The organism is Lagierella sp. ICN-221743, from assembly GCF_037890055.1.
Classification (GTDB): domain Bacteria; phylum Bacillota; class Clostridia; order Tissierellales; family Peptoniphilaceae; genus Mediannikoviicoccus.
In genome coordinates this window covers 1-20,053 of the sequence record NZ_JBBKBD010000023.1, presented here as the reverse complement: position 1 = coordinate 20,053, position 20,053 = coordinate 1, and the positions used below count along the sequence as shown (strand labels likewise).

Annotated in this window: 22 protein-coding genes; all 22 read left to right on the top strand. The window is 33.3% G+C overall.

Going from position 1 to position 20,053, the window contains the following annotated elements:
- Positions 1-117 precede the first annotated feature (117 nt).
- The 22 genes from WKS98_RS08965 to WKS98_RS08860 all read left to right on the top strand — a co-directional run bounded on the left by WKS98_RS08965 (position 118) and on the right by WKS98_RS08860 (position 20,012).
- On the top strand, positions 118-786 hold the full coding sequence (locus WKS98_RS08965) for a Crp/Fnr family transcriptional regulator (RefSeq protein WP_498918678.1): 669 nt from the start codon (positions 118-120) through the stop codon (positions 784-786).
- Positions 787-989: 203 nt separating this feature from the next.
- On the top strand, positions 990-1,733 hold the full coding sequence (locus tag WKS98_RS08960) for an isochorismatase family protein (RefSeq protein WP_498918676.1): 744 nt from the start codon (positions 990-992) through the stop codon (positions 1,731-1,733).
- A 72-nt stretch (positions 1,734-1,805) separates the two neighbouring features.
- Positions 1,806-3,209: a dihydropyrimidinase gene (gene hydA, locus WKS98_RS08955; RefSeq protein WP_498918674.1), complete on the top strand. Its 1,404-nt coding sequence runs from the start codon at positions 1,806-1,808 to the stop codon at positions 3,207-3,209.
- Between the two features lie 227 nt (positions 3,210-3,436).
- On the top strand, positions 3,437-3,820 hold the full coding sequence (locus WKS98_RS08950) for a GrdX family protein (protein WP_498918673.1): 384 nt from the start codon (positions 3,437-3,439) through the stop codon (positions 3,818-3,820).
- Between the two features lies 1 nt (position 3,821).
- Positions 3,822-5,111 carry a glycine/sarcosine/betaine reductase component B subunit gene (locus WKS98_RS08945; RefSeq protein WP_498918671.1) on the top strand — a complete coding sequence of 430 codons (1,290 nt, stop codon included), beginning with the start codon at positions 3,822-3,824 and terminating at the stop codon, positions 5,109-5,111.
- 9 nt (positions 5,112-5,120) lie between these two features.
- Positions 5,121-6,410, top strand: a complete 1,290-nt coding sequence (locus WKS98_RS08940; RefSeq protein WP_498918669.1) for a glycine/betaine/sarcosine/D-proline family reductase selenoprotein B — start codon at positions 5,121-5,123, stop codon at positions 6,408-6,410.
- A gap of 292 nt (positions 6,411-6,702) precedes the next feature.
- Positions 6,703-7,398: a Crp/Fnr family transcriptional regulator gene (locus tag WKS98_RS08935; protein WP_498918667.1), complete on the top strand. Its 696-nt coding sequence runs from the start codon at positions 6,703-6,705 to the stop codon at positions 7,396-7,398.
- Positions 7,399-7,483: 85 nt separating this feature from the next.
- On the top strand, positions 7,484-8,536 hold the full coding sequence (locus WKS98_RS08930) for an inorganic phosphate transporter (RefSeq protein ID WP_498918665.1): 1,053 nt from the start codon (positions 7,484-7,486) through the stop codon (positions 8,534-8,536).
- Positions 8,537-8,545: 9 nt separating this feature from the next.
- On the top strand, positions 8,546-9,157 hold the full coding sequence (locus WKS98_RS08925) for a DUF47 domain-containing protein (protein ID WP_498918663.1): 612 nt from the start codon (positions 8,546-8,548) through the stop codon (positions 9,155-9,157).
- A gap of 11 nt (positions 9,158-9,168) precedes the next feature.
- Entirely contained in the window at positions 9,169-9,816 is a 648-nt protein-coding gene (gene fsa, locus WKS98_RS08920) for a fructose-6-phosphate aldolase (protein WP_237036141.1), read from the top strand.
- A gap of 57 nt (positions 9,817-9,873) precedes the next feature.
- Positions 9,874-11,217: a transcription termination factor Rho gene (gene rho, locus WKS98_RS08915; protein ID WP_498918661.1), complete on the top strand. Its 1,344-nt coding sequence runs from the start codon at positions 9,874-9,876 to the stop codon at positions 11,215-11,217.
- Positions 11,218-11,284: 67 nt separating this feature from the next.
- On the top strand, positions 11,285-11,488 hold the full coding sequence (gene rpmE, locus WKS98_RS08910; protein WP_498918660.1) for a 50S ribosomal protein L31: 204 nt from the start codon (positions 11,285-11,287) through the stop codon (positions 11,486-11,488).
- A 70-nt stretch (positions 11,489-11,558) separates the two neighbouring features.
- On the top strand, positions 11,559-12,362 hold the full coding sequence (gene prmC / locus WKS98_RS08905; protein ID WP_498918659.1) for a peptide chain release factor N(5)-glutamine methyltransferase: 804 nt from the start codon (positions 11,559-11,561) through the stop codon (positions 12,360-12,362).
- Entirely contained in the window at positions 12,359-12,877 is a 519-nt protein-coding gene (locus WKS98_RS08900) for a chromate transporter (protein WP_498918657.1), read from the top strand. The genes prmC and WKS98_RS08900 overlap by 4 nt, the downstream gene beginning before the upstream one ends.
- Before the next feature lie 8 nt (positions 12,878-12,885).
- On the top strand, positions 12,886-13,434 hold the full coding sequence (locus WKS98_RS08895; protein WP_498918655.1) for a chromate transporter: 549 nt from the start codon (positions 12,886-12,888) through the stop codon (positions 13,432-13,434).
- Positions 13,435-14,502 carry a peptide chain release factor 1 gene (gene prfA, locus WKS98_RS08890; RefSeq protein WP_498918654.1) on the top strand — a complete coding sequence of 356 codons (1,068 nt, stop codon included), beginning with the start codon at positions 13,435-13,437 and terminating at the stop codon, positions 14,500-14,502.
- 65 nt (positions 14,503-14,567) lie between these two features.
- Positions 14,568-15,836: a bifunctional folylpolyglutamate synthase/dihydrofolate synthase gene (locus tag WKS98_RS08885; protein ID WP_498918652.1), complete on the top strand. Its 1,269-nt coding sequence runs from the start codon at positions 14,568-14,570 to the stop codon at positions 15,834-15,836.
- Positions 15,820-16,734, top strand: a complete 915-nt coding sequence (gene murB / locus WKS98_RS08880; protein WP_498918650.1) for a UDP-N-acetylmuramate dehydrogenase — start codon at positions 15,820-15,822, stop codon at positions 16,732-16,734. Before WKS98_RS08885 ends, murB begins: the two co-directional genes overlap by 17 nt.
- Positions 16,715-17,479: a PHP domain-containing protein gene (locus WKS98_RS08875; protein WP_498918648.1), complete on the top strand. Its 765-nt coding sequence runs from the start codon at positions 16,715-16,717 to the stop codon at positions 17,477-17,479. The genes murB and WKS98_RS08875 overlap by 20 nt, the downstream gene beginning before the upstream one ends.
- The gene (gene rapZ / locus WKS98_RS08870; protein ID WP_498918646.1) at positions 17,479-18,339 is read left to right on the top strand and encodes an RNase adapter RapZ; all 861 of its coding nucleotides are present in this window, start codon (positions 17,479-17,481) and stop codon (positions 18,337-18,339) included. Before WKS98_RS08875 ends, rapZ begins: the two co-directional genes overlap by 1 nt.
- 2 nt (positions 18,340-18,341) lie before the next feature.
- Positions 18,342-19,292 (top strand): gluconeogenesis factor YvcK family protein, encoded by a 951-nt coding sequence (locus WKS98_RS08865; protein WP_498918645.1) that lies wholly within the window; start codon positions 18,342-18,344, stop codon positions 19,290-19,292.
- Positions 19,293-19,400: 108 nt separating this feature from the next.
- Entirely contained in the window at positions 19,401-20,012 is a 612-nt protein-coding gene (locus tag WKS98_RS08860; RefSeq protein WP_498918644.1) for a hypothetical protein, read from the top strand.
- Positions 20,013-20,053: the final 41 nt, after the last annotated feature.

The following is a 20,053-nucleotide window of genomic DNA, read 5'->3' as shown; positions in this document are numbered from 1 at the left end:
AGACTCTACATTGTAGGGTCTTTTTTTTATTTCCCTTTTTTAGGTCGCCTCTTTTACATATTATTAATTTGCAATTTCTATTCTATTTTTATAAAATTAAGTTATGGGGGTGTGGACATGAACAATAGTATTAATCTTGAGTCAGTTTTTATTTTTAGATATGTTGAAAATGAAGTAATGAATAAAATTTATAGTCTAGATATTGATCATGTGAATTTTGAGCCTGGAGACCTAGTTGTTTCTAGGGGTGATATACTTAATAGTCTTGTTGTTATAAAATCAGGATTACTTAAACAGGCAAAATATTTAAGTGATGGAAGTGAAAAGGTAGTGGCATACTATTATAAACATGAAGTTTATCCACTACACTTATTTTATGCTGGAATTAAACACTGGCCTTATGATATATATGCGGAGTCAGAAAGTGATGTTTATTTTATTCCATGGAATGAATTAAAAGAAATTATTTCTTCAAATGAAACCCTTACTAACAATGTTTTAAGATTTACTGCAAGCTGTACTTGTCACACTAAAATTATATTAAATGCCACAAGATATAAAAAAATTCAGCAAAGACTTGCTTATTGGCTAATAATGAAAAAATATGTGGACACTTGTAAAATACCTATGACTCAAAAGATGTTATCGGATACTCTAAGGGTTACAAGACCAAGCCTTAATCAGGAGTTAAAAAAGTTAGAAAGTCTAGGGGTAATCAATATTCACTTTAATGAAATTGATGTTTTAAATGAAGAATATTTAAAAAATATCATTGAAGATGTGTAAAAAACCTTTTGATGTTCGAATACGAACTTGAGACATAGTAAAATCGCTGTTAATATAGAATCAGAAAGCAAATCCAATAGAAAAAGAAAACGATAACAATTTTGATTGGATTTTAAGCTTTGATGGTTAGTCTTTATTACGAGCTCAAATGAAGATATTTAGAATGTATGAAAACGATACTAAGGAAAACAAAGGAGAATATTATGACTGAAAAAATGAACCCTGATTATAAATTTGTTGACGAATATGGATTTAATGAAGATATACTTAAAGAAGCATTTGCTGAAGCTAGAAAAATCTATAAAGAAAGAGGATTCATGAGAAACATGGGTCAAGGAAAAGCACCAGCTATAACTACAGTAGATATGGCTAAAGCTTGGATGAGTGAAGGTAACCCATTTACATGTGATAAATCTGAAGAAGTTTGTGCAAATGCATTAAAGGTTCTAGAAGCTGGTAGAAAAGCAGGTGTTCCAATATTCCATACTACTACAGGTTATGTAGGGGAAACACAATGGGATTTACCTAGATGGGATGAAAAAATACCTATGAGCGCTCTTGATATTAATACTGACTGGTTAGAAATAGATCCTAAATTAAAACCACAACCAGAAGAACCAGTTATCCATAAGAAATACGCTTCTAACTTCTTTGGCACACATCTAGCTCAAACACTTACTTTCTTAGGAGTAGATACAGTAATAGTTATGGGTGCAACTTCTTGTGCATGTGTTAGACATACTGTAATGGACTCTACTGGATATGGATTCAAGACTCTTATTCCTGAAGGAACAGTTGGCGACAGAGTTCCTGGAGTAATTGAATGGAATATGTTTGATATGGAAGCTAAATTTGCTGACGTACTTCCTGTAGATGAAGTTGTTAAATACCTAGAAAGTATTGATAGCTCTGTTTATACTAAGCACGAAAGAAAATTTGACAAGTAATAGAAATAAAACGCTGTGGCAATTTAGGGCATTATGCAATAAATGCCCAGCGTTTTTTATTAAGGAGATGCTATGAAAAAATTAATTAAGAATGGTACTATTATTTCCGCTACTTCTGAATATGTTGCAGATATATTAATTGATGGTGAAAAAATTGTAGAGATTGGATTGAACTTGCCTGAGGATGACTGTGAAGTTATAGATGCAACTGGCAAATATGTTTTTCCAGGCGGAGTAGATGAGCATGTTCATATGGGACCTTTCGGATCTTATTCTTTTGAAACATCTCATGCTGCACTAGTTGGAGGGACTACTACAATTGTAGACTTTGCACCTCAATTTAAAGGCAAGACACTTATTGAATCTTTAAAAGAGCATGAGAAAGAAAATGCAATCGGAAAAGCATCTTGTGATTATTCTTTCCATACTATGGTTATGGATAACGATGAAGAACTACTCATGAAGAGTATTCCAGAACTTGCAGAAAATGGCGTTGCAAATTTAAAATTTTTTATGGCTTATAAGGGAACTCCTTTTTATGCCAATGATGAATTGATTATAAAGGGAATGACTGAAGCAAAAAAATATGGTCTTACATCTATGCTACACTGTGAAAACGGAGACTTTATTGAAGCTTTGGCTAAAAAATATAAAGAAGAGGGAGTTAAAGATCCAATAGGGCACTCTTTATCTAGACCGCCAATTGTTGAAGATGAAGCAACTTTTAGAGGAATTCAAATGGCAAAAATAGCAGATTGTCCTCTATACGTAGTGCATGTTACAACTAAAAATGCAATGAGATTTATTAAGGAAGCCAGAGAAGAAGGATATAGTATATATGGAGAAACTTGTACTCATTATCTTACTTTAGATGAATCTAATTTCTTAAAACCTAACTTTGAAGGTGGAAAATACGTTTGTGCTCCAGCTTTGAGAACAAAAGATCACTTAGAGGCTCTATGGGATGCTGTTGATAAAGGTTACTTGACAGCTATAGGTTCAGATAATGCGGCTGTTAAAGGTGGTTTTGAAGCTAAGAAGAAAGGTATTGATGACTTTACAAAAATACCTAATGGATGCCCTGGAATGCAAAACAGACTTTATATGATTTGGACTCAAGGGGTTATGAAGAATAGAATTACTAGACAAAAATTCGTAGAATTAACTTCTACTAATCCAGCTAAGGTTTGCGGATTCTATCCACAAAAAGGAGCCATACTTCCAGGATCAGATGCTGATATAGTAATATATAATCCTGATGTTAAAGGAACTATTACCTTCAAAGATAATTATGAAGGTAGTGATTATGATACTTACGAAGGATTTGAAAGAGATGGTATTTGTGAAAAGGTATTCTTAAGAGGAAAACTTATGGCAGAAAATGGTAAATTTGTTGGTGATAAGGGAACTGGTCACTACATCAAACAAAAACCATATGCTCTTCCATATGACAGATATGTTCCAAGAGAAAAATAATATGAATTAACTTATAAAAAGGGGAGAGTATTCTCTCCTTTTTATATGAATTTAACTGACTAATAGTAATAAATACAAATAAAATATTATAAATCTTAAACTGTTGTTTTTCTAACATAAAAAAATTATTAAGTGTTGTCCCAACAACTTTATTAAAAAAAATTAAATGATAGACTATATATGAAAGAAAATGATATTTTAAAAAAGGTTTTCACAAAGGAGAGAAAATGGAGATTTTAACGGTAACGAATAATAGCAAAATTGAAGATGATACAAATGTTATTAGGGTTTCTGGTGATTACAGAGACGTACTTATTAAGGTAAGGGATATGGTATATGTTGGCCATGAGTTAGTTTCTTATCCGCTAAATGCCAGTATAAAAATGTTTTTTTCTCCAGTAAAGTCTATTCTTGTTTCCAAAGAAAAAGGTAGTATTTCGGAACACTCTGTAGAGTTAATTGAAAACAGCATTTTGAAATATGATTTTACTTTAGGGGAGAGAAAACCCGAATATAGACATACAAAAGATTATGAATTACTTGATTTTGAACTTTACAAGTCTGCTTTAGAGGAGGCTTCAAGGTTTAATTATATAAGAAAGGGTGAATAGCTTGAGACTTGAATTAAGAAAAGTCGAAATAGAGGATATCAACTTTGGCGATGAGACAATTGTTAAAGACAAATGTCTATATATCAACAAAGATGCCTTTATTGAAGAAATGAAAAAAATATCTGGTGTAAAAGATATTAAAGTTGATCTAGCAAGACCCGGGGAAAAGAAGAGAATAATTCCTGTAAAGGACGTTATTGAACCAAGGTACACAGTAGAAGGTACTAAGGGATTCCCAGGGGTAACTACTGATGTTGGACAATGTGGAGACGGAAAGGTAAATGTACTTTCAGGAACTGCAATTGTTACTATTGGAGATATTGTTGGTTTCCAAGAGGGAGTTATTGACATGTGGGGAGAGGGAGCTAAATGGACTCCATTCTCAAAGACAATGAATGTTGTTGTTGATATAACACCTGTTGAAGGCTTAAATCCGCATGAGCATGAAGAAGTTTGTAGAATTGTTGGATTAAAGGCTTCTGAATATGTTGGTGAAGCAGCTAAAGATATTGAAGAATTTAAAGAAGTTCAAGTTTTTGAAATGGGAGATCATGCTGAAGAAAACGAAAAATATCCTGATCTACCAAAGGTTGTTTACGTTGAGATGTTAATTTCTCAAGGTCTACTACATGCTGGATATATCTACGGCACTGATTCTGCTCATATTTTACCAACTTTCTTACATCCAAATGAAGAACTTGATAATGCTGTTATCTCAGGTAACTGTGTTGCTGCATGTGACAAGATAACAACATATCAACATCAAAACAACAATGTTATTAGAGAACTTTATAATAAACATGGTAAAGAGATAAACTTCCTAGGAGTTGTAATGACACCTGAAATGACTACTCTTAATGGAAAGTTTGTATCTTGTGATTACACTGCTAAACTATGTAAGATGGTAGGAGCTAATGGTGTAATAATTTCTGAAGAAGGTTATGGAAACCCTGACTCAGACCTTGTAATGATTTGTTCAAGACTTGAAAAACAAGGTATCAAGACAGTACTTATTACTGATGAGTGTTCAGGATGGGACGGTACAAGTCAACCTCTTACTGATACTGCTAAAGAAGCTGTTGCAGTTATTTCAACAGGAAATGTAAGTCATATTGTTGAACTTGAAAAGGCTGACCAAGTTCTTGGAGACCCTGAAGCTATAGCTAACTTAGCTGGTGGTTGGGCAGGAGCTTATGATCCTGAAACTGGAACTATGAAATGTGAACTTAACGCTGTAATCGGAGCTACTTCTGAAATCGGCTATCACAATGCAACTTGTAAACTATATTAGGAGGAGAAGATGAGTAAAAAAGTTATTTATTATATCAACCAATTCTTCGGCCAAATCGGTGGAGAAGAAATGGCACACATACCTCCTGAGTATAGAGATGGAGGAGTTGGACCTTCAGATGCTTTTGGAAAGAAAGCTGAAGGAATAGAATTATTAGGAACAATTATTTGTGGTGATAACTACTTTAATGAAAATAGAGAAGAGACTATGGCTTTTCTTGAAAAGACTTATGAAGAACATAAACCTGATATCGTAGTGGCAGGACCTGCTTTTAACGCTGGTAGATATGGTGTTGCGTGTGCTGAAGTATGTAAGTTCTTCAACGAAAAGGGCGTACCTTGTATAACTGGTATGTATGAAGAAAACCCTGGTCTTGATGAAGCTAGAAAGTATGCTTATACAGTTGCAACTGGAAACTCTGCAGCTTCAATGAGAAAAGCACTTCCTGCAATGGTTAAGCTTATTAATAAGCTTGCACTAGATGAAGAATTAGATCCATCTGTGGATGATTATTTCCCACAAGGTCAAAGACGTACTATACTTGTTGACAAGATTGGTTCACAAAGAGCTATAGAAATGCTTATGAAGAGACTTAATGGCGAAGAATTCGAAACAGAATTACCAATGCCAGTGTTTGACTCAGTAGAACCTGCAGCAGCTATTAAAGATCTTTCTAAGGCTACAATTGCGCTTGTTACTTCAGGTGGTATAGTACCTAATGGAAACCCAGATAGAATCCAATCTGCATCTGCACAAAAATGGGGCAAGTATGATGTATCAGGAAGAGAAGATCTTAACAATGATTACTACACAATCCATGGTGGATATGACCCTGTATATGCAAATGCAAAACCTGATAGAGTAGCTCCTCTTGATATGTTAGTAGACCTAAAAGAAGAAGGAGTTATAGGAGATGTTTACAAATACTTCTATACAACTACTGGAACTGGTACTGCAGTTGCTAACTCTATTAGATTTGGTAAAGAAATCGGTAAAGAGTTAAAAGAAGCTGGTGTTGATGGCGTTATTTTAACATCAACATGAGGTACTTGTACACGTTGCGGTGCAACTATGGTTAAAGAAATTGAAAGATATGGCATTCCAATAGTACACATGGCTACTATTACAACTATATCTCAATCTGTTGGTGCTAATAGAATCGTTCCAACAGTTGCTATCCCATATCCAGTAGGAAATCCTGATTTGGGAGAAAAAGAAGATGCTTTCAGACATGAAATGGTAGAAAGGGCTGTTAAGTCACTAGCTACAGATATTAAAGAAAGTACAATATTCAAATAAAATCTGGCAGAGCTTTGGCTCTGTCCGATTTTTAATATTAAAATAAAACTTATGAAGGCGAGTAAACTTTAAATTTCATCTTTGATGAAAATTATATTGTGCTTGTTACTCATAAAACTAGTAATAATCTTTATGATTGGATTATTTTTAATAATTTTAAATTTAAGAGTCTACATATTGTAGACTTTTTTCTTGTTATAAACAAAAGTATGCTGTAGAATAGAAATTAGATGTAAATATAAAATAAAATTTAGATTAGCATTTTATTAAATTAATGAAAAGAGGTCTTATAATGATATGGAGTAATGATATATTAAACAGACCGCTATTTGAAAATATCTCTACTGAGTCTATAGCAAAACTTTTAAGAACAAATTCTATTATGGAAGATTATGACGCAAATGAAATTGTTTTTAGAAAGGGAGAGGATTTAGATTACTTTTGCATTGTTGTTAAGGGGCTTTTAAAGTCTTCTGAGTTTACAACAAAGGGAAAGGAAATAAGCTCATCTTACTTTTATTATTTAAAAGATATGGGACGGGACTATGCCTTTGCAATTGATGCATTTCCATTTTATTTAATTTATCTTGGTCATGGAAAATACACTATGGATACATATGCTGTAAAAAACTCCACTATAATTAAAGTTCCAGTGAAGGAGTTAATGCCCATAGTGGAATCTGATCCAGTCTTCATGAAAAATGTTCTAACATTTGTTTCAAAGTTTGCCTACTATAGTCAAGTAATGTTAAAAACTGTTGAATATAGACGTATAGAAGAAAGGTTAGCCTATTGGATGCTAGAAGTGAATGAGTCACAAAATAGTATAAGAATACCTTATTCACAGGAAGTTTTAGCGGGAATGTTACATGTTAATAGAAGTACTTTAAATCAAGAGCTTAGTCGGCTTAGAGAAGAGGAACTCATTACTATTTCAAAAAAGAGAATAATAATTAAAGATGTAGAATATTTTAAAAATTTGATTTAATTATTTTACAAAGTGCTAACAGTATATTTACATTAATGGAACAATGTTATAAAATTCAAATATAATATATCTTAAAGGAGCATTTATGACTATTACATTTTTAGATTTTATCAAAGAGATGACTGTCAATACTCCATTACTTATTACAGCAATTTTGACCTGTGCAGTAATTTTTGTAAATGGATGGACAGATGCACCTAATGCTATTGCTACTATGGTTTCTACTCGTACAATGGATGTAGACAGGGCAATAATAATGGCTGCTATTTTTAACTTTTTTGGAGTTTTAATCATGACTTTTGTCAATGCAAATGTTGCAGAGACACTTTACAACATGGTTGACTTCGGGGATGATGCAAAAATGGCATTGGTAGGATTATCAGCGGCGCTTTTTGCCATAGTGTTATGGGCCACTGCTGCGTGGTATTTTGGTATACCAACTTCTGAATCTCATGCATTAATTGCAGGGATATCGGGAGCTGCCATAGCAATTCAAAGTTCAATCGATGGTATTAACGGATCTGAATGGATAAAGGTAATATATGGTTTAGTTATGTCCACTATATTAGGATTTGGACTTGGATACTTAGTTGTATCAATCATTAAGCTATTATTCTGGAAAGTGGATAGGAGAAAAACTCAAAATTTATTTAAAAATGGACAAATTTTTGGTGGAGCTGCTATGGCTTTTATGCATGGAGCGCAAGATGGCCAAAAATTTATGGGGGTTTTCCTTTTAGGTGTATTTTTATCTCAAGGACAAGCTCATGTAGATAGTTTTCATATACCTATATGGTTAATGATATTATGTTCTCTTCTAATGGGAATAGGAACATCAATAGGTGGTAAAAAGATAATAAAATCAGTTGGGATGGACATGGTGAAGATGGAAAAATATGAAGGATTTTCTGCGGATTTAGGAGCTGCACTATGTTTACTTTTCTCATCACTACTAGGAGTACCAGTAAGTACCACTCACGTTAAGACAACTGCTATAATGGGAGTGGGAGCTTCTAAAGGTATAAGAAATGTAAACTTAGAAGTTGTTAAGGAAATGGTACTAACATGGGTTTTAACATTCCCTGGTTGTGGTCTAATTGGTTTTATTATGGCGAAAATATTTATGAATTTATTTTAAGGAGAAGTTATGTCTGTTTACAATTACTTTGATGGATTTATTAAAATGTCTGAAAAGGCAAGGGAATGTGCTGATTATTTAAGCAAGTCAATGAACTCTTATGATAAGAATACACTGGAAAAACAAACTGAAGAAATTCACGATATAGAACATAAAAGTGACCTGATTAAACATGAAATCATGGCAAATCTTGTAAAAGAGTTTCTTCCACCAATTGAAAGAGAAGATATTACTAATATTATTCACTATCTTGACAATGTTGTTGATAACATTGAAGATATTCTTGTTAAGATGTATATTCTTAATTTGGATTCTGTAACTGATGAAGCTCTTGAATTTAGCAAGCTAATTGTTAGCTGTGTAGATATGCTATCTAAATGTGTAGATGAGTTTCCAAATTACAAAAAGTCTAAAAAGTTAAAGGAACTTATAGTTGAAGCTAACTCAATTGAAGAAGAAGGGGATAGACTTTATATAAAGACTATGAGAGATCTTTACAAAAATGACAACACTGACTATATAATCAGATGGAGCAAGATTTACGAACTAATGGAAAAATGTCTTGACTCATGTGAAACAGTTGCTGATGAATTAGAAGTTGTAATGCTAAAGAACTTATAATAGGAGAAGATATGAAATTTTTTATTGACACTGCAAATATTGATGAAATAAAGGAAGTAGCATCTTGGGGAATCGTTGATGGAGTAACTACAAATCCATCCCTAATTGCAAAAGAAGGAAGAGTTTTTGAAGATGTTATTAAAGAGATAACAGAAATTGTAGATGGACCTATATCTGCAGAAGTTGTTAGTCTTGAATGTGAAGGTATGCTTGAAGAAGCAAGAGAGCTTGCAAAGATTCACAAAAATATCGTAATCAAGTTACCTATGACAAAAGAAGGTATTAAGGCTTGTAAGAAACTTACGGATGAAGGCATAAAGACAAATGTAACTTTAATCTTCTCTGCATCACAAGCTCTTATTGCTGCTAAGGCAGGTGCAACTTATGTAAGTCCATTCCTTGGCAGACTTGACGATATAAGCAGCGACGGTATGATTTTAATAGATGACATCGCTCAAATATTTTATAATTACGATATACAAACAGAAATAATTGCAGCATCTGTAAGACATCCTATTCACTTAGTGGAATGTGCTAAAGCAGGTGCAGATATAGCAACTATTCCTTATAAAGTATTTAATCAAATGTTAAAACACCCATTAACTGATATAGGAATTGAAAAATTTTTAAAAGACTGGGAAAGTGTTAAAAATTTATAAAAATATAGATATCTGCCTAAGGGCGGATATTTATTTTTTCATTAGTAGGAGGAAATTTTGGATTTATCAGTTTTAAATGAAAAAAAATTAGATGACTTAAAGGTTATCGCAAAGGCTTTAGGAGTTGCTGGAATTTCAAAGTACAAAAAGAGTGAATTAATTGAAGAAATTGAAAAGCAAGCAAAGATTAACGATAGAATAAATTCAAAAGATGAAGAGTTAAAAGTAGAAGATATACAAGAAGATAATAGAAGTGAAAAAAGTACTGACAATTCCACTGGAGCTACAAGAGAGGTCAAGGGCATTTTAGATATTTTGCCCGATGGATTTGGTTTTTTAAGATCCGATGGATATGACTCTGGAGACGATGACATATATGTGCCTCCAGTTCAAGTTAGAAGATTCAGATTAAAGACGGGGGATTTTGTTGAAGGGTTAACAAGGGAAGTAAGTGACAAAGAAAAATTTTCTCCACTTATCTATGTGAACAAAGTCAATTATGAAACTCCTGAAAATTTGAGAAATAGAAGAAACTTTGAAGACCTTACGCCAATTTATCCTAAAGAGAGATTCGTGCTTGAAAATGAAAAAGACGATCTTGCAACCAGGGTAATAGATTTAATTTGTCCTATAGGAAAGGGACAAAGGGGCATGATAGTTGCTCCACCAAAAACAGGTAAGACAACACTTCTAAAAAAAGTTGCAAAGGCTTTAAAGAAAAACAATCCCGATATATTTTTAATTGTGCTTCTTATAGACGAAAGACCAGAAGAAGTTACAGATATGAAGAGGTCTGTTGATGGTGAAGTTGTTGCATCTACATTTGACGAGATGCCACAAAACCATACAAGGGTTGCAGAAATTGTTCTTGAAAGGGCAAAGAGAATGGTTGAGCATGGACATGATGTTGTAATTCTTATGGATAGTTTGACAAGACTTTCAAGGGCCTATAACATTACAAGCCCATACTCTGGAAAGACTCTTTCTGGAGGACTTGATCCGATGGCACTAAACCATCCAAAGAGATTTTTTGGTGCAGCAAGAAACCTAGAAGAGGGAGGCTCTTTAACGATACTTGCTACTGCACTGGTGAATACTGGTAGCAGGATGGACGATGTTATCTTTGAAGAGTTTAAGGGAACAGGTAACATGGAAGTCAAGCTTGATAAAAATCTTTCAGAACTTAGAATATTTCCAGCAATTGATATTGCATCTTCAGGAACGAGAAAGGAAGAACTGCTTTTAAGTGAAGAAGAACTTGATGCAGTAAGAAAACTTAGAAGATCTCTATCGGAAGAATCAAATCAAATCGTCGTTGATAATTTCTTTGAAATGCTAAGTAATACTAAAAGGAATAAAGATTTTGTTGCTGCTATGAATAAAATTAGTTTTCGCAGTTGAAATGAATAGCTTACTATGATATACTTATTAAGCTAAATGTTTAATTGTGTTGAAAGAGGTGAAATAAATGAAAGAAGGAATTCATCCAGAATATCATAAAGCTACAGTTACATGTACAACTTGTGGCAATACTTTTGAAACAGGATCAACTAAAGGAGATATAAAAGTTGAAGTTTGCTCCAACTGTCATCCATTCTACACAGGCCGTCAAAGATCAGCTGAGCGTGGTGGAAGAGTTGAGAAGTTTAAAGAAAAATACAATATTAAATAGTGTTAAAAGGGCAGACGTATTGTTCTGCCTTTTTGATTTTAATATTATCCTGTAAACGAAGGGTATAAGAATGACATTAAAAGAGATATTAGAAAAATTTGGTAAAGTTGATGGAAGTTTTGTTATAGAAAATATTATGGGACTAAGTCAAACGGAAATATTTTTTAATCAAAATGAAACTGTGCCAAAGGATATTGAAATTACGATAGATGAAATTTATGAAAAGTACTCAAAGGATTATCCCATAAATTATCTAATTGGTAAAAAGAATTTTTACGGAAGGGATTTTTATTTAAAAGACGGAGTTTTGATTCCAAGGTTTGAAACGGAAATTTTAATTGAAAATATACTAAACTTGGGTGTGGATTTTAAAAATATTTTAGATATAGGCTGCGGCAGTGGCATAATATCCATTACACTTGCCTTAGAAATACCAAAATCGAATGTTTTAGGAGTTGATATATCTAAGGTGGCACTGGATGTATCTAGAAGAAACAAAGAGCTTTTAAAGGTAAAGAACTGCGAATTTAAAGAGTCTAATCTTTTTTCTTCCATTGAAGAAAGGAAATTTGACTTAATAGTCTCTAACCCTCCATATATAAACAAAAAAGATATGTTATTGCTTGATGAAAGGGTTAAAAAAGAACCAGAGCTTGCACTATTTGGAGGCGAGGATGGACTTGATTTTTACAAAGCAATTATAGAAAAATCTCATGAACATTTAAATGAAAATGGATACATTGCATTTGAAATAGGATATAATCAGGGAGAGCCTTTAAAGGGGCTTTTGAGTAATAATGAATATACTGATATCAATTTGATAAAAGATTACAATGGATTTGATAGATGTGTTATAGCAAGGAGTATGATATGATATTTTTACAGCTATTCACTACATTTTTTAAAATAGGTTTATTCAGCTTTGGTGGTGGTTATGCAATGATACCACTTATAATGCAAGAGGTTGTTACAAACAATGGCTGGATACAAAAGTTGGACTTTATAAACATAATCTCCATATCCCAAATAACCCCTGGACCCATTGCAATTAACCTTGCCACATTTATAGGATATAATTTAAAGGGGGTACCAGGGTCACTGGCAGCAACCACATCCGTGGTACTTCCATCTATAATACTTGTGAGTTTGATGTATGTGTTTATAAAAAAATTTAGGGACAATGAGTATTTGAATTTATTTTTAGATGGAATTAAAGTTGTTATAATAGGACTTATAGGCGCAGGGTTTCTTTCTCTAGCAAGCGAAGGCCTAACATCAATAGTTGGAATTATAGTATTCATTTTATCTTTTTATGCAGTGGGAATAAAAAAGATAAATCCAATTCCTGTTATACTTGTGGCGGGAGTCATTGGAATATTCACTAATTAGGAGGTATTTTGTTTTACTTTGATTTATTCAAAACTTTTTTTATAATAGGTGCCTTTACAATTGGTGGAGGAGTTGCAATGATACCTATTATAGAAAGAGAAGTAGTCGATAATAAAAAATGGTTAAATGATGAAGAGTTTATGGAAGCTCTAATGGTGGCACAGGGAATGCCTGGAGTTTTAGCAGTAAACATGTCCATATACATAGGACTTAAAATAAAAGGTGCAAAGGGAGCTTTCTTTTGTTCTCTAGGTGCAGTACTTCCATCATTTATGATAATTACGGTAATTGCACACTTTTATAAGGTAGTTGGCAGTCTTGACATTGCTCAAAAGATTTTCAAAGGAGCAATTCCTGCAGTTGCAGCAGTTATTGCCGCATCTGTATATAGCCTTGGAAAGAAGTCGGGATTTAAAATAGTGGAATTTTTAGTAGCCATTGCCATAGCTATATCGGTGGAACTATTTAATATAAGTCCAATAGTACTAATACTTAGTTTTGGAGTTTGCAATATTATTTATAAAAAGTTTATAAGAAAAAACGACGAGGTGTTTTAGATGTTTGAAAACTTAGATGCAGTAGAAGAAAAATATAAAAAACTTGAATTTGAAATAGCCGATCCCGAAGTAATGAAGGATATGGATCATTGGCAAAAATTAATAAAGGAACATGCAGATTTAAAACCGATTATTGAAAAATATGATGAACTTAAAAATGCAAAGGATACAATTGAAGAAGACAAGGAACTTTTAAATGAAGACCTTGATGACGAAATGAGAGAGCTTCTAAAAGAGGAAGTTTCAAAGCTTGAAAAAGATATCGAAACTTTTGAAGATGAACTTAAAATTCTTTTACTACCTAAAGATCCAAATGACAACAAGAACGTGTTCTTAGAAATAAGAGCTGGGGCTGGTGGAGACGAAGCCGGACTTTTTGCTGGAGAACTTTTAAGAATGTACAAGATGTTTGCAGACTCAATGAACTGGAAAACCGAGATAATGGAAATTTCAGAGCAGGGAGTAGGGGGAATAAAAGAAGCCGTTGTTATGATAACAGGCGAAGGTGCTTACTCAAAGTTAAAATATGAATCTGGAGTTCACAGAGTTCAAAGGGTTCCTGAAACAGAATCTGGTGGTAGAATCCATACTTCAGCTGCAACAGTTGCAGTTCTTCCAGAGGCGGATGACGTTGATGTTAAAATAGACCAAAATGATTTAAGGGTTGACGTGTTCAGATCTTCAGGTAATGGTGGACAATCTGTAAATACTACTGACTCTGCCGTAAGAATTACACATATTCCTACAGGTATTGTGGTGTCTTGCCAAGATGAGAAGTCACAGCTTAAGAACAAGGACAAGGCAATGAAGATATTAAAGTCACGTCTATATGACAAGATGTTGGAAGAACAAAACAAAGACATTGCCGATGCAAGAAAGTCTCAAGTTGGTTCAGGAGACAGATCTGAAAGAATAAGAACATATAACTTCCCTCAAGGAAGGGTTACTGATCACAGAATAAACATGACAATTTATCAGCTTCAAGATTTTCTAGATGGAGAAATTGGAGAGATGATTGACGCGCTTATAACCTATGATCAAACTGAAAAATTAAAATTAGTTGGGTAGCTTTTAGCTATCCTTTTTTATGGTAAAATATGTAATTTCATATGGTATAATTTAATAGGTGAACTATGAAGAATAAAGATATTTTAGATATTTCAAACGATAAAAAAGCATATAATGGAGCTAAAAATATAGAAAAAGTACTTGAGCTTTTAGGAAACCCTCAAGACAAATTAAATATAATTCATGTTGCAGGAACAAATGGCAAGGGATCTGTTTGTAATTTTATATCCAATGCACTGGAAGAAAATGGTTATAAAGTTGGACTATATACTTCCCCTGCAATCTTTTCAAATAGTGATAGGTTTCAAATAAACCACAAGAACATAGATGAAGAAAGACTTCTTAATTATTATGATTATGTTAAGAACTTGGCAAAAGAAAAAAACATTACAGTACATGAATTCGACATTGCAACCATAATTTCATTTTTATATTTCTATGAAGAAGAATGTGACTTTGCAGTGATTGAAGTTGGAATTGGTGGACGTGTTGATTCTACCAATGTAATAAAAAAATCTGTAGCTTCGGTTATTTTAAAAATTGGAATGGACCATATGGAACTTCTAGGTAATAACTTAGAAGAGATTGCATATGAAAAAGCGGGTATAATAAAAGAGTCAGGCGTTGTGGTTTATTATCCACAAGAAATAGAAGTAAATAAAGTTATTGAAAAAGAAGCTAGTATTAAAAATGCAAAACTTATAGTACCTGATTTTGGAAATATAAAAAATTACGAAATATCTCGAGACTGTCAAAAATTTAATTACGGTGGGTATAAATTTAATTTAAATTTACATTCAGAGGTACAGAGATTTAATGCGGTGGTTGCTTTCGAAGTGTTAAAGGAATTAAAGATAAGTTTTAATATCTCTTTGGAGCGTGCCATTAAAGGCATTAATAAGACCACTGTGCCGGGACGATATGAAATAGTAAATAAAGACCCAATAGTTATTATAGATGGAAGTCACAATCCACAGGCGGTAAAGTCTTTAAGAGATACTTTATTAAAGGACTTTCCAGATAGGGAATTTGTGTTTGTTGTTGGATTTTACAAAGACAAGGATTATAGAAAGCTTTTAGAGATAAACAGTGATATTGCGTATGGGATAGTCTGTTGTGATAGTGGCAGTGAAAGGTCCCTGCCATCACATAAGCTTTGTAATTTGGCAAGGGAATTTTCAAATAGAGTTTATGATATGAAAAATGTAGAAAAGGCTCTAGACTTTGCAATAAAGGAATTTAGTGACAAGATAATTGTAGTATATGGATCATTTTCTTTGGTATCTAAAGGGGTTAAATACTTTAAAGGAGTAACAAATGAAGATAAATTATAAAGATATTTTTTCTAAATGTGACGTAGGTGAGGTGCTTTATGATGAACCTATGAAAAACCACACCACATTTAAAATAGGAGGACCATGTGATGTTCTTATAATGCCAAATACAACAGAGCAAATCCTAAATGCTCTTAAACTTGTAAAAGAAAATGATTTGGTTTATATGGTAATTGGAAATGGTAGTAATCTACTTGTTTCTGACCAAGGTATTAGGAAGGTTATAATCAAGTTACATAAGAACTTTTCAAAAATAACTTTGGATGGAAGTAAAATAACTTCACAAGCAGGGGCAACGCTTAAAGAGATTGCAGACTTTGCCCTTGAAAATAGCCTTCAAGGATTCGAGTTTGCTTCAGGCATCCCAGGAGACCTAGGAGGAGCTGCGACAATGAACGCAGGTGCCTACGGTGGCGAGATGAAGGATGTACTTGAAAGTGTAAAGGTTATAGACAAAGACTTAAATGTGCTTGAAATAGACGCTAAGGACATGAATCTTAGATATAGAAACTCAAGGGTACAAGACGAAGGTCTAATTGTGCTTGAAGCCGTTATAAACCTAAATAAGGGAGAATACGACAAAATAAAAGCATACCAAGATGAATTGACTTTCAAGAGAGATTCAAAACAACCACTGGAGTATCCATCTGCTGGCTCTACATTTAAGAGACCTGAAGGTTATTATGCGGGTAAGCTTATTGATGACTGTGCCCTTAGAGGATATAGATACAAAGACGCCATGGTTAGCGAAAAGCATTGTGGATTTGTGATAAACGCAGGAGATGCTAACTGTGAACAGGTGCTATATGTGATTAACCATGTAAAAGAAGTTGTTTATGAAAAGTTCGGTGTAAATTTAGAACCGGAGGTTAGAATTATTGGAGAATTTAAGAAGTAAAGTAATTGCAGACTACCATACTCATACCATATATAGTAAAAATAATCATGGAAAGGGAACCATAAGAGAAAATGTTGAAGCAGCAATAGATGCTGGACTAAAAGAAATTTATATTACCGATCATGGTCCAGGACATTATTTATATGGAATAAAAAAAGATTTAATCAAGACTGCAAGAGAAGAAGTGGATAGACTTAAAGAAGAGTATAGTGACAGAATAGATATCTTCCTTGGAGTTGAAGCAAATGTGGTTGGATATGATGGAACTTATGATATTCCCGAAGAATATGAAAAGTATTTTGATATTATAAATTTAGGATTTCATAATGGAGTGGTGTTTAAGGACTTTTATAGCTACGCCCACTATCGATTTATAAATAATATTAGGTTTTCAAAGAAGATAAGGGAATATGTAACAAGAAAAAACACAGAAGCACTAATAAAGGTAATAGAAAAAGAAAATATCTTTACCATTACACATCCAGGAGACAAAGTGCCTGTGGACATAGAGATGCTTGCAAAGGCCTGTGAAAAAACTGGCACTGCCCTTGAAATAAATTCTTCACATAAGAACTTAACAGTGGAACAGCTAAAGCTTATTAAGGACTACGATATAAAGTTTACACTAGGTTCCGATGCACATAGACCACAATATGTGGGGAATTTAAAATCTGCCCTTGAAAGGATGCAAGTGGCAGGTATAGATAGTTCAAGAGTGTTAAATTTCAAAAGGAGAAATGATTAATGAAAGTAGTCATTGTAACGGGAATGTCTGGAGCAGGTAAAACTGCTGCATTAAATGCCTTGGAAGATATGGGATACTATGCAGTGGATAATCTTCCTCCAGATTTAATAAAGGACTTTATCAAACTCTTAAGTAATAACAAATCGAATATAACAAAGACTGCCATAGTAGTGGATATTAGAAGTGGTATTCTATTTAGTAAGCTCTATGAAGAAGTTTTACTATTAAAAAATGCAGGAGAGGATATAAGCATTTTGTTCTTAGATGCAAGAGATGAGATTTTAGTAAGAAGATTTAAACAACTAAGAAGACCTCATCCTCTAGGAAACACTGGAAACATCCTCTCAGAAATATCCGAAGAAAGAGCTAGCTTAAAGCAGTTACGAGATAACGCAACACATATTATCGATACTTCCACACTTACACTGGGAGAACTAAAAAGTAGAATACTATCTTTTTATGGCAGTGAGATTTTAAAAAATGAAAATATAAATATAACGATTATGTCCTTTGGGTTTAAAAATGGAACATTACTTGACGCCGACTTGGTGTTTGACGTTAGGTTTATTCCAAATCCATACTATGTGGATGAACTTAAAGAAAAAACTGGAGAAGACGAAGACGTTAGAGAATTTGTTTTTAAATATGAGAGAACTAAAATATTCTTGGATAAAGTTAAAGATTTAATAAATTATCTACTTCCATTTTACAAGGAAGAAGGAAAGACGAATCTTGTAATCGGAATAGGTTGTACAGGTGGAAGACATAGATCTGTCGCCATAGCAAATGAGCTAGGAAAGCAATTTGAAGAAAAAGGAGAAACTGTCTATATATCCCATAGGGATTCTAGATATTGGTAAATATGAAAATAGTAACTATTGGTGGAGGCACAGGTAACTCCACAATTCTAAAAGGATTAAAAAAAATAACAAAGGATGTTGTAACCATTGTAACCGTCGCTGATGATGGTGGAGGCTCAGGAGTTCTTAGAAAGGACATGGGCATACTTCCTCCCGGTGACATTAGGGCTTGTTTAATTGCACTGGCAAATGCAGAGCCACAAATGAAGGAGCTAATGAACTATAGATTTAAAGAAGGAGGACTAAAGGGGCAGTCCTTTGGAAATCTTTTCTTGGCGGCCATGGTAGACATTTATGGCGACTTTGACAAAGCCATAAAGGAAGCGTCAAATGTACTTGCCATAACTGGAAAAGTTCTTCCCATGACCCTTGAAGATGTAACTCTTTATGCTCAGATGAGTGACGGTACTACCATTAAGGGAGAATCTAATATTGGGAACTCTACAAAGGACAAAGATATTTCAATAGAAAAAGTCTATCTAAAACCTGACGGACCAAAGCCAATGAAGGAAGCTGTAGAGGAAATATTAAGTGCAGATATAATACTAATTGGCCCAGGAAGTCTATACACTTCCATAATGCCGAATCTGCTTGTAAAAGATATTGCAAGGGCATTAAAAGAAACAAAGGCTACAGTGTACTATGTTTGCAACTTAATGACTCAGTATGGAGAAACGAGAGGCTATTCTGTTTCAGATCATGTTAGGGCCATTAATTCACATATGGGTTACTCAGTAATCGACAAAATAATAGTAAACAAGGAACAAATTCCGGATAACACCTTGAAGAGATATAAGAGTACGCCAGTATACCTATGTGATGAAGATAGGGAGTTTTTAAAGGGATATGAAATTGTAGAGCTGGAATGTTTTAATGACTATAAAGATAAAGTTCGCCACGATTACAATCGAATAGGAAAATATTTAATAGAAGAATATGAAAAAAGGGATTAAATTATTTTAGTCCTTTTTTTATTTAAGAAAAAAGATGAAACTATAAAAATGGGGTATACAAATAATAATAAATTGTAGTTTAAATTGAACTATACATAGAGGTGCAAAATGAAAAAGAAAAATATTATTATATCACTTTTAGTTTTGGTAGTGGCTGCGGGAATTTATTATTTTGCTGGACAAAACAATAATAATTCTTCTGAAATCAGTAGAATTTCTGAAATTCTTTCTTTAGAAGAAAATTCTAAAGAAAGATATTTAAAGGCAAAGGAAGTAACTAAAGATATTCCTGATTTTAAAGTTGGTGAAGAAAAAGAAAACCTTGATGAACTGGAAGAAGAACTCAAGGCACAGTACAAGGACAAGGATATAAAAATAGGTTATAGAACTTTAAAGGAAGATATTTCCATACCAACGGAGAAAAGTGGAGACGTAAATATAACCATGTATTCTGAAGTGATTGTACTTGAAAATGTTACTGACAATGAAGTTTCCATCGTAGACCCTGGTTGCCAATACATCTATGGAGAAAAACCATTTATAGAATTTAGAAATGGTGGATTTAACATAAATGAACAGAGCGGCAAGAGTTTTAGAGCTTCCGCCACTGGAGAATTTATTTTTGATAAATCCGTAGGTAATGTTTTTGGAGAAGAGTCTAAAGGGGAAAGTTCAAAATCAAATGTAATGACAATTGCAAAAGTTTTTAAGCTAGATTAATTAAATATGTATGCAAAAACGGCGCTTTAATCAGCCGCCGT

Excerpts from the sequence above, each read along its gene's own strand:
- WKS98_RS08930 (WP_498918665.1), top strand. The coding sequence starts at position 7,484 with ATGACTATTACATTTTTAGATTTTATCAAAGAGATGACTGTCAATACT.
- WKS98_RS08860 (WP_498918644.1), top strand. The coding sequence starts at position 19,401 with ATGAAAAAGAAAAATATTATTATATCACTTTTAGTTTTGGTAGTGGCT.
- fsa (WP_237036141.1), top strand. The coding sequence starts at position 9,169 with ATGAAATTTTTTATTGACACTGCAAATATTGATGAAATAAAGGAAGTA.
- WKS98_RS08950 (WP_498918673.1), top strand. The coding sequence starts at position 3,437 with ATGGAGATTTTAACGGTAACGAATAATAGCAAAATTGAAGATGATACA.
- WKS98_RS08925 (WP_498918663.1), top strand. The coding sequence starts at position 8,546 with ATGTCTGTTTACAATTACTTTGATGGATTTATTAAAATGTCTGAAAAG.
- WKS98_RS08965 (WP_498918678.1), top strand. The coding sequence starts at position 118 with ATGAACAATAGTATTAATCTTGAGTCAGTTTTTATTTTTAGATATGTT.
- prfA (WP_498918654.1), top strand. The coding sequence starts at position 13,435 with ATGTTTGAAAACTTAGATGCAGTAGAAGAAAAATATAAAAAACTTGAA.
- WKS98_RS08865 (WP_498918645.1), top strand. The coding sequence starts at position 18,342 with ATGAAAATAGTAACTATTGGTGGAGGCACAGGTAACTCCACAATTCTA.
- rpmE (WP_498918660.1), top strand. The coding sequence starts at position 11,285 with ATGAAAGAAGGAATTCATCCAGAATATCATAAAGCTACAGTTACATGT.
- WKS98_RS08935 (WP_498918667.1), top strand. The coding sequence starts at position 6,703 with ATGATATGGAGTAATGATATATTAAACAGACCGCTATTTGAAAATATC.
- prmC (WP_498918659.1), top strand. The coding sequence starts at position 11,559 with ATGACATTAAAAGAGATATTAGAAAAATTTGGTAAAGTTGATGGAAGT.
- WKS98_RS08960 (WP_498918676.1), top strand. The coding sequence starts at position 990 with ATGACTGAAAAAATGAACCCTGATTATAAATTTGTTGACGAATATGGA.
- murB (WP_498918650.1), top strand. The coding sequence starts at position 15,820 with ATGAAGATAAATTATAAAGATATTTTTTCTAAATGTGACGTAGGTGAG.
- hydA (WP_498918674.1), top strand. The coding sequence starts at position 1,806 with ATGAAAAAATTAATTAAGAATGGTACTATTATTTCCGCTACTTCTGAA.
- rapZ (WP_498918646.1), top strand. The coding sequence starts at position 17,479 with ATGAAAGTAGTCATTGTAACGGGAATGTCTGGAGCAGGTAAAACTGCT.
- WKS98_RS08885 (WP_498918652.1), top strand. The coding sequence starts at position 14,568 with ATGAAGAATAAAGATATTTTAGATATTTCAAACGATAAAAAAGCATAT.
- WKS98_RS08900 (WP_498918657.1), top strand. The coding sequence starts at position 12,359 with ATGATATTTTTACAGCTATTCACTACATTTTTTAAAATAGGTTTATTC.